The 11,753-nt window shown below is 63.7% G+C and carries 8 protein-coding genes; 3 read left to right on the plus strand and 5 right to left on the minus strand.

What is annotated here, in order from left to right:
- The first annotated feature begins 35 nt into the window (after nt 1–35).
- Entirely contained in the window at nt 36–947 is a 912-nt protein-coding gene (locus tag BRA1417_RS0122150; protein WP_027517701.1) for a DMT family transporter, read from the plus strand.
- A gap of 108 nt (nt 948–1,055) precedes the next feature.
- Nucleotides 1,056–2,291 (plus strand): ABC transporter substrate-binding protein, encoded by a 1,236-nt coding sequence (locus BRA1417_RS0122155; RefSeq protein WP_027517702.1) that lies wholly within the window; start codon nt 1,056–1,058, stop codon nt 2,289–2,291.
- A gap of 25 nt (nt 2,292–2,316) precedes the next feature.
- Here BRA1417_RS0122155 and BRA1417_RS0122160 read toward each other — a convergent pair whose 3' ends face one another.
- From BRA1417_RS0122160 to BRA1417_RS0122170, 3 genes are all read right to left on the minus strand, one after another.
- Nucleotides 2,317–2,802: a low affinity iron permease family protein gene (locus BRA1417_RS0122160; protein WP_027517703.1), complete on the minus strand. Its 486-nt coding sequence runs from the start codon at nt 2,800–2,802 to the stop codon at nt 2,317–2,319.
- A 98-nt stretch (nt 2,803–2,900) separates the two neighbouring features.
- Nucleotides 2,901–4,259, minus strand: a complete 1,359-nt coding sequence (locus tag BRA1417_RS0122165) for a M23 family metallopeptidase (protein WP_027517704.1) — start codon at nt 4,257–4,259, stop codon at nt 2,901–2,903.
- Between the two features lie 110 nt (nt 4,260–4,369).
- Complete coding sequence (locus tag BRA1417_RS0122170) at nt 4,370–5,062, minus strand: peroxiredoxin (protein ID WP_084462273.1); 693 nt, start codon at nt 5,060–5,062, stop codon at nt 4,370–4,372.
- Nucleotides 5,063–5,266: 204 nt separating this feature from the next.
- Between BRA1417_RS0122170 and BRA1417_RS0122175 the strand changes: the two genes are divergently transcribed.
- The gene (locus tag BRA1417_RS0122175) at nt 5,267–9,064 is read left to right on the plus strand and encodes a DUF3971 domain-containing protein (RefSeq protein WP_051448493.1); all 3,798 of its coding nucleotides are present in this window, start codon (nt 5,267–5,269) and stop codon (nt 9,062–9,064) included.
- Between the two features lie 94 nt (nt 9,065–9,158).
- On the opposite strand, the gene BRA1417_RS0122180 is transcribed toward BRA1417_RS0122175, so the two are convergent.
- Nucleotides 9,159–10,853 (minus strand): methyl-accepting chemotaxis protein, encoded by a 1,695-nt coding sequence (locus BRA1417_RS0122180; RefSeq protein WP_027517707.1) that lies wholly within the window; start codon nt 10,851–10,853, stop codon nt 9,159–9,161.
- 394 nt (nt 10,854–11,247) lie between these two features.
- Nucleotides 11,248–11,652: a DoxX family protein gene (locus BRA1417_RS0122190; RefSeq protein ID WP_007609771.1), complete on the minus strand. Its 405-nt coding sequence runs from the start codon at nt 11,650–11,652 to the stop codon at nt 11,248–11,250.
- Nucleotides 11,653–11,753 lie beyond the last annotated feature (101 nt).

Here is an 11,753-nt window from a genome sequence, read left to right on the forward strand (position 1 = left end):
TTAGGCGGCTGTGTCGCCCACCGACATGGGACGCCATGCCCCCGAACGACAACCGGATTGACGCGCGAGACTGGTCGCTGCTCGCTTTGCTCTCGGTGCTCTGGGGCGGCTCGTTCTTTTTCAACGGCGCGGCGCTGCGGGAATTGCCGCCGCTTACGCTGGTGCTTTTGCGCGTTGCACTCGGATCGGCCATTCTGCTGCCGCTGATCCGCATGCACGGCATCGGTTTTCCCAAGGGCATCGCCGGTTGGAAACCGTTCTTTGCGATTGGGCTCCTCAACAACGTCATCCCGTTCTCGCTGATCGTGGTCGGCCAGACTTTCATTCCAAGCGGGCTGGCGTCGGTCCTGAATGCCACCACGCCGCTGTTCACGGTGATCGTGATGGCCGCGGCGGGCGAAGAGGCCTTACGGCTCCGCCGCGTCGCCGGCGTAGCACTGGGCCTCGCCGGCGTGATCATCCTGCGCGGATGGGGCGTCGAGACACGGGCGGGGCAGGGGCTGGGCATCCTGCTCTGCCTCGGCGGCGCCTTCAGCTATGGCTTTGCGGCGTTGGCGGCGCGGCGGTTGTTGAAGGACTCTCCGCCGCTGGGGACGGCAGCATATCAACTGATGGCTTCCACGGTGATGATGTCGATCGTCGCCGGCGCAGTGGAGCAGCCCTGGCGTCTGCCGGTGCCGGGCGTGACGATTTGGCTCGCGGTGCTTGGCCTTGCCGGCCTGTCGACGGCACTCGCCTATATCGTCTTCTTCCAGATCCTGCGGCGCTCGGGCGCGACCAATGTGATGCTGGTGACGCTGCTTATTCCCGTCACCGCCATTCTTCTGGGATGGCTTGTGCTGGGCGAGCCGATTTCCATGCGCGAGATCGCGGGCGCACTTGTCATCGGCAGCGCATTGCTGGTGATCGACGGACGCCTCGTGAGCCTGCTGCGGCGCGGCACATAGTTCGAGAGCCGCCGTTTCACCTCACGGAAAATCGCGGTGCTTGCCAGTCGCAGTCGGCCTTGCGACACTCTCGACAAAACAAGACTACAAAACACAGGGGAGAGAACGATGCCGGGTCGTCGCAATAACCTTGCTGCCCTCGCCATTCTTGTTGCCGGCGTGCTCGTCACGACACCGGCCCTGGCGCAGAAGAAATACGATCCCGGCGCCACCGACACCGAAATCAAGCTCGGCAATATCATGCCCTATAGCGGGCCGGCATCGTCCTACGGCGTGATCGGCAAGACCGAGGCCGCGTTCTTCAAGATGATCAACGACCAGGGCGGCATCAACGGGCGCAAGATCAATTTCATCAGCTATGACGACGCCTATTCGCCGCCGAAGGCGATCGAGCAGGCGCGCAAGCTGGTCGAGAGCGACGAGGTCTTGCTGATCTTCCAGCCGCTCGGCACGCCCTCGAACTCCGCCATCATGAAATACATGAATTCCAAGAAGGTGCCGCAGCTCTTCGTCGCCTCCGGCGGCACCAAGTTCGGCGACCCCAAGAATTTTCCATGGACCATGGGATTCCAGCCGAACTACCAGAGCGAGGGGCGGATCTACGCAAAATATATCCGTGACAAGTTTCCGAACAGCAAGATCGCGGTGTTCTGGCAGAACGACGATGCCGGCAAGGACCAGTTCAAGGGCCTGAAGGACGGGCTCGGCGACAAGGCCAATATGATCATCGCCGACAAGTCCTATGAGGTCAGCGATCCCTCGATCGACTCGCAGATCGTCGCGCTTCACGATTCCGGCGCCGACATCTTCTTCTCATGGGCCGCGCCGAAAGGCTCGGCGCAGGCGATCCGGAAAGTCGGCGAGCTCGGCTGGAAGCCAAAATTCTTTCTGGCCAACACCGCGACCTCGGTTGCCTCGGTGCTCAAGCCAGCCGGGCTCGACTATTCCAAGGACATCATCTCGACCGTCTATTTGAAGGACCCGACCGATCCGACCTGGGACAAAGATCCTGCGGTGATCAAATGGCGCGAGTTCATGGACAAATATTACCCTGACGGCGACAAGGCGAATTCCAACAATGTCTACGGCTACGTCCAGGCGGAGGCGATGGCGCAGGTGCTGAAGCAGTGCGGCGACAACCTCACACGTGACAACGTGATGAAGCAGGCCACGAACCTGAAGGATTTTCACACCGACCTGATGCTGCCCGGCATCATGGTCAACACCTCGGCCGACGATTATTTTCCGATCGAGCAGATGCAGCTGATGCGCTTCAACGGGCAGGCCTGGGAGCTGTTCGGCGAGGTCATCACCGGTGAGGTCGGCCACGAGCGGGGCCAGTAGTCAGCCTCATTTCGGCGTCTCCCGCTTATTCGGTGACGAGATCGGCGGCGCGTTTCGCCTTCTTGCCGGCATTCTTGACTGTCTTTTCTCCGACCTTTTCGGCCTCGGCGCGAAGCTCACATTTGGTACGGATCTCGTCGAGCTCGTCGTCGGTCAAATGCTCAATTCCCACGAATGAATTGTGCGCCGCGCTCACCCGGATCAGTTCGTCGAGCTTCACCTGGATGGCCGCGCTATCGCGATTCTGGGAATTCTGAATCAGGAAGACCATCAGGAACGTCACAATTGTGGTGCCGGTGTTGATCACCAGCTGCCATGTGTCGGAGTAATGGAAGACGGGACCGGTGACCGCCCAAACCAGGACGATGCCGGCGGCAATCATGAATGTCAGCGCGCGCCCGGCAGCTTGAGATGTTCGGTTAGCAATATCGCTGAAGAGTTGAGCCGCGCTGTTACGTGGCTGGTCCGCTTTACCCTTGGCCGGACGAGCTTTCTTATCGGTCTGTTGCATCAGAAGATCGCGCCATTGAGGACCTGCGACCTAACGCGGAGGGAACTCCGAAGTTCCGCCATGTAAACCCGGACTAGGCGAGCGCGCTCCCAACGAGCCTAGCCCGCGCTGAGTCGCACGCCGGCGCGCAAGAACTTCTGCGGATCGACCGCTTCGCCGTCGATACGGGTTTCATAGTGCAAATGCGGGCCGGTGGATCGGCCGGTCGACCCGACGAGACCAACGACTTGGCCGATCTTCACGATCTCGCCGACCCGGACATTGATCTCGGAGAGATGGCCGTAGCGGGTCGCAAGGCCATTGCCGTGATCGACCTCGATCATGCGGCCGTAGCCGCCGGACCAGCCGGCGGAGACGACCTTGCCGTTGGCGGTGACGCGAACGGGATCGCCGCTCGCGGCGCGGAAGTCGAGCCCGGTGTGCATCGCGGGCCGGCCGAGGAACGGATCGCTGCGCATGCCGAAGCCGGAGGTGAACTCGACCTCGCCGATGACGGGCTTGCGATAGGGCACGAGTGCCAGCGTGCGATTGAGCCGGTCCATCTCGGCGCGGGTGCTGTTGATGCGGTAGAGCTGCTTCTCGAACGGCCCCGAACTGGCGGTGAGCTTCACGGGTACGAAAGGCCCGCCCATCGCCGTGCGCGGCACGGCGGCTTCGAGATTTGCGAGGTTCAGGCCGAGATCGCTGACGACGCCGCGCATCCGGCGCATGCGTGAATCCATGCCTTCCTCGACGGCGTTGAGCGCTGCCATCTGGCGACGCTCGACCTGGTCCAGCGAGGTCGTGAGCCGAACGACGATGTTGTCGAACCCTTGATTCTTGGCGAATTGATTGACGGATGGAGCTGCAAGGGTCGGCGCGCGCGACTCGAGCCGCGCTTCACGATCCGGCGGCGCCACGAAGATCACGGTGTCGCTGATCGGCGAGGGCTTTGGCGTGCCCTGCGTCGTCTGGCTGGCATCGCCACGCTGCGGGGTGGAGCGGGGAATCGATCCGGTCACGTCCGGCATGGACCCGAGCGCCGTGGCACGGGACTCCAGCGCCGTCTGGCGCTTCATGATCTGGTCGAGCTTTTGGTCGAACTGCTCCTGATCGAGCAGCTGCCGACTGGTGGTGCGGTCGACCTTGGCGCGGAGCTCGGCGATGCGGTCCTCATAGGCGTATTGCATCTCGGCCTGCCGGGCGATCAGCCGGGTGAGGACGTCGTCGCGGAAGGCGAAATAGGTCGCGGTTGCGGCCGACCATAGCCCGAGCAACACGACGGTGCCGACCACGATCCAGAACACCACAGGCCCCAGGCGAACCTGCTTGCCGTGATGCACGATGGTGTAGGCGTCGTCGGTGTCCGGAAGGGGAAGTGCGGTTGCCACCGCGGCAGCACGGCGATGAAAGGCTCGGCCGTGGTCGTGGGGGTGATGTTGGGGGTACTGCGAGAACTGGGCAGAACTTTTCGACATCGGCACTCCCGCGCCGATCGGATGAGTCCGTGCGGCCTAATTGCCGCGGCAATCTGGGCCGGTCATGGTTAATTTTCCGGAAACGGAACCGCTTGAATTTAAATGATTGGTTAAAGGCTCCTTGCGGCTTCCAGCACCTCGTCGGCGTGGCCGTCGACCCGGACATTGCGCCAGATCCGGGCGATCTTGCCGTCGGCGCCAAGCAGCATCGTGGTGCGAAGAACTCCCAGGAAGCTCTTGCCATACATGGACTTTTCGCCCCAGGCGCCGTAGGCCTCCAGCATCTCGTGCGTCTCGTCTGAAATGAGGGGCACGCCGAGACCGTGCTTGTCGCGGAATTTGTCCTGAGCCTTGACCGGATCGGCGGAGATACCGAGCACGGCGGTGCCAGCCGCGGCGAAGGCGCCGGTCAGCCGGGTGAAATCGATGGCTTCCCTGGTGCAGCCCGGCGTGTCGGCGCGGGGATAGAAGAACAGGACCAGCTTCTGCCCCGCATAATCCGACAGCGCGACGACACCGCCACCGTCGCGGGGCAGGCGGAAGGCGGGGGCCTTCTGACCCTCGGCCAAGCCGGCCTTCGCCGTCGCTTTGAGCGCTGCTGCCGATTTGGAAGAATTTAACCGTTTCGATGCGGCCTTATGCGATGCTGTCTTTGCTATGGTCCCAGTTGATTTGCTCGCCGGTGTCCGCTGTGTTTTCGCGGACTTGGTTTGAGTCGCAGCCCGCACTTTCACGGGTGTCTTTTTAGCCGTCGGACTGCCGGAGGGCGTTTTGGACGATTTCTTTCGGGATTTCTTAGACATACGCCTTCCTTTCGTCGCTTTCGGCGGGTCAACCAAAGCAGTATTGCAGCCCTCTTCCGGTCTGCCGGAATCGTGCCCTCGGCTGGGCGAGTCTGACGACGCCGGAGTCTGGTTACAAGGAATTCCACGCACCACCCCACTGCTCGTTGAACGCGCTCCCGGGGCGACATGACGAACAGAAGGAATATTCGAGGTATGGCGGCAATGCCGGCGCGGGAAGCTTCGCTTCCCGTCGACGGCTGCGGCCCCGGCGGCGCTCAATCCCACGACGGGCGCCTGTATCGAGAGGCAATGGCAAGGAATACGTCGCCCCAGGATTACAATCGGGATTCGGATCGGCGCGGCAGCCAACCAGAGCAGCAGCAATGGGACGACGCCGATTGGGATCCGGATCAGGAAGCGGCGGCGGGCTATCGGGCGCGCCGGCTGTTGTCGCGTTCCAATTCGGGCTTCCATCGATTCGCTGACGGGTTTGGTCCCTTGCGCCGCTGGCTGGGCGGCGGTCGCTGGCTGAGGCGCGTGGCCGTCGTCGTCGGTGCCCTGATCGTCATCTTCGTCGGCTGTTTCGGCGCGCTGTGGTGGCGGCTCGGCGCCGGTCCCATCAATCTCGACATTGCGACGCCATGGCTCGCGGCCGCGATCGAGGACAATATTGGTCACGGCAACACGGTGGAGGTCGGCGGCACGCAGATCGAGCGGGCCGGGCGGGTCCGCATCGCGGTGCGCATCCGTGATATCGTCGTGCGCGACCACGATCACGTCATTGTCGCCACCGCACCGAAGGCCGAGGTGAAGCTGTCGGGCGCGGGCCTGCTGATGGGGCATCTGCGCGCCGAAAGCCTCAACCTCGTCGATGCCGAGCTCGCGATCCGGATCGCACCTGACGGCACCGTCACGGTATCGGCTGGCGACACCGCAAAGCCGCTCGCAACCGGCGTCGCCTCCAAGAGGGACGCGGGGCTGCCGCCGACTTTCCCGCGCAACGGTGTCCCACCGCCGCCATTCGGCACCGGGCCTGCGACCCCCGACGCATCGCAAGCCACGACCCAGGCCACCGCCCCGACCGGCATTCTTCAGGGTCTCGACTGGCTCGACAGTCTGAGCATGACCGGCCTCGACGGCCAGAATCTCAACGAGATCGGCCTGAAGAACGGCAATCTGATCGTCGACGATCAGCAGCGCGGCAGCAAATGGACGTTTGAGAATATCACGCTCAGCCTACGTCGACCGAGTCGTGGTGGCGTCGCGCTTAGCCTCGGCGAGGAGGGCGCGCGTCCGTGGTCGTTGCGTGCCACGATCGGCCCCACCGAGAACGGCGTGCGCTCGGTCGATATCCGCGCCGACAAGGTCTCGACCGCCAACATCCTGCTGGCGCTGCGGGTGAAGGACCTCACCTACACCGCCGACCTGCCGCTGACGGGCGAGCTCAAGGGCGAGCTCGGCCGCGACGGCGTGCCGACCTTTTTTCGCGGCAAGATTGCGGTCGGTGCGGGCAACATCATCGACACCGATACGCCCGACTATCCGATGGCGATCGACTCGGCCGAGATCAATGTCGAGTGGGACGCCAATCGGCGGGTGCTGGTCGCTCCGTTCAAGGTCCTCTCGGGTGCGAACCGCCTGACGCTTCTGGCTCATGTCGAGCCGCCCAACGGCACCGTCAACGACTGGCAGCTCGGTTTCAGTGGCGGTTCGATTCTGCTCGGCGGCATCGACAACGAGCCGCCGCTGGTCTTCAACCGTATTGCGATCGGCTTCCGCTTCGACACCGACCACAAGAGGCTGCTGTTGACGCAGGCCGATATCTCCAACGGAGAGATCGGCGTCGCCGGCACCGGTGCCATCGATTATTCGGGCGAGCCGCGGCTGACATTGGGTTTTGCGGGAACGCCGATGTCGGCCTCCGCGCTCAAGCGGATGTGGCCGACGCTTGTCGTTCCTGAGTTGCGCGAATGGGTGATCGAGCGGATCGAGCGTGGAACGCTCCAGCGCATCGAGATCGGCGTTAATTCACCGACGAAGAATCTTCCGCGCAAGGGCCCACCCATTCCCGACGACGGGCTGTCGGTCAATATCGTGGCGAGCGGTGTCACGGTTCGCCCCGTCGATGGCCTGCCGGTGGTGCATGATGCCGATTTGAAGGCGCGCGTGACCGGGCGCACTGCGACGGTGAATATCGGGCAAGGCATCGCCGATACGCCAGCGGGCCGCAAGATCACGATTTCCGACTTCGTCTTCGAGGTGCCCGATATGGCGCCCAAGCCGTCGCCGTCGCGGACCAGGTTTCGTGTCGAAGGCCCGGTGCCTGCGGCCGCCGAAATGCTTTCCAATGATCGCCTGAGCGATCTGTCGTCGACCGTCATCGATCCCAACACCAGCAAGGGGACGTTCTCGGCGAACGTCCAGCTTGGGTTGCCGGTCAAGGGTGAGCTGACCAAAGCCGACACCACCTACAGCGTTACTGCCGATCTCAATGGTTTTGGTGCCGACAAGCTGGTGATGAACCAGAAGCTGGAGGCCAACAACCTCAAGATCGTCGCGAGCAACCAGGGCTATCAGGTCAAGGGCGACGTCAAGATCAACGGGCAGGCGGCCTCGCTCGACTACCGCAAGCCGGCCGAGGGCGATGCCGACGTCAAATTGCAGACCACGCTGGACGATGCGAGCCGCGCGCGCCTCGGATTCGATCTGGGTCCCGCCGTCAGCGGATCGGTGCCGATCAAGCTGTCGGGCAAGATCGCCGGGGGGCCCGACCAGACGACGAAGCTCGGCATCGAGGCCGACCTGACCTCGGTCAAGCTCGACAACATCCTGCCCGGCTGGGTCAAGCTGCCGGGCAGAGCGGGCAAAGCCAGCTTCAAGGTGGTACCGACGGCGCAATCAACGCGTCTGGAGGACATCGTCATCGAAGGCGGCGGCGCCTCGATCAAGGGGTCGCTCGAGGTCGATGCCAACGGCGATCTCATGAACGCAAACTTCCCGACCTACGCGCCGTCCGACGGCGACAAGGCGTCGCTGAAGGTGGAGCGCAGCCAGGACGGCGTGGTCAAGGGCACCATGCGCGGCGACGTATTCGACGGCCGCGGCTTTCTGAAATCGGCGATCTCAGGCAATTCCAAGGACGACGCCAAGAGCAAGACGAAGAACGTCGATTTCGACATGGACGTGAAGCTCGGCGCCGTCATGGGTTTCAACGGCGAGGCGATGCGCAGCGTCGAGGCCAAGATGTCGCGGCGCAATGGTGCGGTCAAAGCCTTCACGCTGAGCGGCAGGATCGGAAAAGACACGCCTGTGGCCGCCGATTTGCGCGGCGGCCGCGCCCAGGGCAACCGCGAGGTGATCTATCTCCAGACCAGCGATGCCGGCAACTTCCTGCGCTTCACAGACACCACCAACAAGGTCTTCGGCGGCCAGATGGTGGTGGCCATGGAGCCGCCGACGTCAGAGCCTACGACGCGGGAAGGCCTGATCAACGTGCGCGACTTCTCGGTCAAGGGCATGGATCAACTCGATCGCGTCGCGGCGGGCGCCCCCAACGGCGCGCAGAGCGGCGTGGCCTTCACGGCGTTGCGCGCGGAGTTCACGCGGCAGAACGGCGCGCTCACGATCCGCGACGGCGTGGTCAAGGGGCCGATGATCGGCGCCACCATCGAGGGCTCGATCGACTTTCCCGGCAATCAGGTCTGCATGAGCGGCACCTTCGTGCCGATGTATGGCGTCAACAACATCTTCGGCCAGATCCCGTTGTTCGGCATCTTCCTCGGCGGCGGCAACAATGAAGGATTGATCGGCGTGACCTACGAGGTCGTCGGCACGCCGGCCGCGCCCGTGATGCGCGTCAATCCGATTTCGGCGATGGCGCCCGGTCTGTTCCGCAAGATATTCGAATTCAACACCGGCAAGCAGAACTCGCCGTTCGAGGAATTCCCGTCGCAGTCGAGCGATGGCTCGACTGGAACGACGCGCCAGCTCTCGAGCGGCTGCACCCTCGCGCGGCGATAGCGGCGAGGCTGCCGAGCTCCTTTCATAAGCGCGCAGAACGTGGATGGCGGGACAAGCCCGGCCATGACGACGTGCTGCGTTTGATGCCGGCCGTTTACGCCGCGCGCACGCCGGCCAGGAAGGTCCCGACTTCGCCGGAAAGCTGTTCGGCCTGCTTGGAGAGGTTTGACGCAGCTGCGAGCACCATGCCTGCGGCATTGCCGGTCTCGTTCGCTGCCGTGCTGACGCCACCGATATTGGTGGTGACTTCCTGGGTCGCCTCGGCCGTCTGCGAGACGCTGCGAGCGATCTCGGCGGTGGCGGCGCCTTGCTCCTCGATCGCGGCGCCGATCGAGGTGGCGATCCGGCTGACTTCCTCGATCGTGGCGGTGATGCCGCCGATGGCGTCCACCGCTTCCTTGGTTGCGCCCTGGATCTGGGCGATCTTGTCGCCGATCTCGCGGGTGGCTTCCGCGGTCTGGCTCGCCAGCGACTTCACCTCGGAGGCGACGACAGCAAAGCCGCGTCCGGCTTCGCCGGCGCGTGCGGCCTCGATGGTGGCGTTGAGCGCGAGCAGATTGGTCTGCGCCGCGATGCTGGAGATCAGCTCGGCGACGTGCTCGATCTGCTGGGCGCCGTCCGAGAGGGCACGCACGATGGTGTCGGTGCGGCGTGCGCTGTCCACGGCGCGGCCGGTGACCACGGCGGACTGCGCGACCTGACGGCTGATCTCGGTGATGGAGGAGGAGAGCTCCTCGGCGGCGGCCGCGACCGTCTGGACGCGCTGGCTGGCTTCGGTGGCGGCCGAGCCGACGACGGCGGCGCGTCGGTTGGTGCCTTCCGCGGTCGACGACATCGACTTGGCGGTGACCTCCAGCTCGCCGGATCCCGAGGCCATCAGGCCGACGAGCTGGCCGACGGAGGCATCGAAGCGATCGGCGAGCGAGATCAGAGCCTCGCGCTTCTCCTGCTCGCTGCGGGTCTTGGTGGCGACCTGCTCGGCTTCCAGCTTACGCGCCGTCAGCGCGGTCTGCCTGAGCACTTCGAGGGTCTCGGCCATGCGGCCGATCTCGTCGCCGCGACCGGTCTCCTCGACTGCCGTGTCGATGGCGCCTTCGGAAATGGCCTGCATGCGGTTCTTCTGGCGGTCGAGCGCGCCGAGCACGTCGCGCGCGATCAGCCAGGACAGCGTCGCCATCAGCAGCATCAACCCGATGCCGATCGCCCCCAGCTCCAGCGTCAAGGCTCGCACGTCGGCGTCGATATCGTCGACATAGAGGCCGTAGCTGATCGTCGCGTTCCAGGGCGCGAATTTGCGCGCGAACACGGTCTTGCGGACCGGCTCGGTCTGGCCGGGGCGGGGATAGAGATAGGAGGTCACGCCGCCCTGTGCGGTCTCAGCGCCAGCCTTGATAATGGCGTCGGCGATCAGGACGCCATTGGAGTCCTTCGCACCGGTGATCTTGCCTTCGAGTTGCTGGTTGGCGCCGTTGACGATGAGGGACGTATCGGCGTTGTAGACCACCGGATAGCCTTGGCCGCCATTGAAGCTCATGCGGCGACCGCGCAGATGAAACTGGATCTTCGCTTCGGCCTGCGACAGCTTGCCGGCGCCGACCTCCTCTTCAAGGGATTGGGCGAGGTTGTGGAGCATATCGACCGCGGTCCGCATCTGCTGGACGCGGTCCTCCAGCATGCGGCTCTTGCTGAGCACGGACGACACCCCGATGATGGCCGTGACCGTGAGCGCCGAGAGACAGACCATGCTGGCGAGCTTGGTGCGGATCTTGAGGTGACTCAGCAGCTTCATCACGGCCTCGACGGAATGGTTATTGTTGCTCGCGTCGGTAGCATGAAATTCTTACCAATCATGAATGGACGCGTGCGACGGCTGCCGCGCAAGCGGCGTCCGCGAGCCGCATGCGCAAACATCCACACGGAAATGCGCAGCGTCGGCGCTTGGCAAGTCAACTCGGAGAAAAATTGTGTGGGTCTTTAGTGGCGACCGAATCCGTTGGGAGCGGCAATGAACCGATTCGTTCACCGCTTCATCATGTCGATGCTGCTGGTCGCGGTCCTCGTCCTCGTCTGGAACGTGCTGGGCTCGCGCTGAGATGGCACCCGTAAATGTACGGGTGCCACCCCTTTATTCGCATCAATTGCTGACGCCTCAGCGCCGCGCGAACGCGCCGCCGATTGTGCCGCTAGTCCTTGCCCATCGCGGCATCGGCGCTGACCGAGCCGCCGCCGGCTGCCGAGAGATAGAGGCAGGCGAAGCAGAACAGGATCGCCGCGGTGCCACCATTGAGCAGCGGCAGGAACACCGGCGTCTCGCCCTTGAACATGTGGCCCATGAAGTAGGCGAAAGCCATCTCACCCGACAGGATGAACGCCGCGAGGCGGGTGAACAGGCCGATCATCAGCAGCGCGCCAAGCACGAGCTCAAGCGTACCGGCTGCGTAGATGATCGGCGGGATGTTTGCGAAGTAGGGAAGCACCGGAAACTTGAACAGCTTGGCGATGCCGTACTGGAGCAACAGGAGTCCAGTGATGAAGCGAAACAGGCTCAAGAGAACCGGTTGAAAGCGAACGAGATAGGGAAAGTTCATTGGTTTGTGCCCTCCATCCAATGCTTGCGACTAGGACCGCATTCAGTTCTGCCCTGCAAGCCGCCCAAGGGCAATTTGCGCTGACATTTTTGTCATGTCGG

The organism is Bradyrhizobium sp. WSM1417, assembly GCF_000515415.1.
In the GTDB taxonomy this organism is placed as follows: domain Bacteria; phylum Pseudomonadota; class Alphaproteobacteria; order Rhizobiales; family Xanthobacteraceae; genus Bradyrhizobium.

Excerpts from the sequence above, each read along its gene's own strand:
- BRA1417_RS0122150 (WP_027517701.1), top strand. The coding sequence starts at position 36 with ATGCCCCCGAACGACAACCGGATTGACGCGCGAGACTGGTCGCTGCTC.
- BRA1417_RS0122155 (WP_027517702.1), top strand. The coding sequence starts at position 1,056 with ATGCCGGGTCGTCGCAATAACCTTGCTGCCCTCGCCATTCTTGTTGCC.
- BRA1417_RS0122160 (WP_027517703.1), bottom strand. The coding sequence starts at position 2,802 with ATGCAACAGACCGATAAGAAAGCTCGTCCGGCCAAGGGTAAAGCGGAC.
- BRA1417_RS0122165 (WP_027517704.1), bottom strand. The coding sequence starts at position 4,259 with ATGTCGAAAAGTTCTGCCCAGTTCTCGCAGTACCCCCAACATCACCCC.
- BRA1417_RS0122170 (WP_084462273.1), bottom strand. The coding sequence starts at position 5,062 with ATGTCTAAGAAATCCCGAAAGAAATCGTCCAAAACGCCCTCCGGCAGT.
- BRA1417_RS0122175 (WP_051448493.1), top strand. The coding sequence starts at position 5,267 with ATGCCGGCGCGGGAAGCTTCGCTTCCCGTCGACGGCTGCGGCCCCGGC.
- BRA1417_RS0122180 (WP_027517707.1), bottom strand. The coding sequence starts at position 10,853 with ATGAAGCTGCTGAGTCACCTCAAGATCCGCACCAAGCTCGCCAGCATG.
- BRA1417_RS0122190 (WP_007609771.1), bottom strand. The coding sequence starts at position 11,652 with ATGAACTTTCCCTATCTCGTTCGCTTTCAACCGGTTCTCTTGAGCCTG.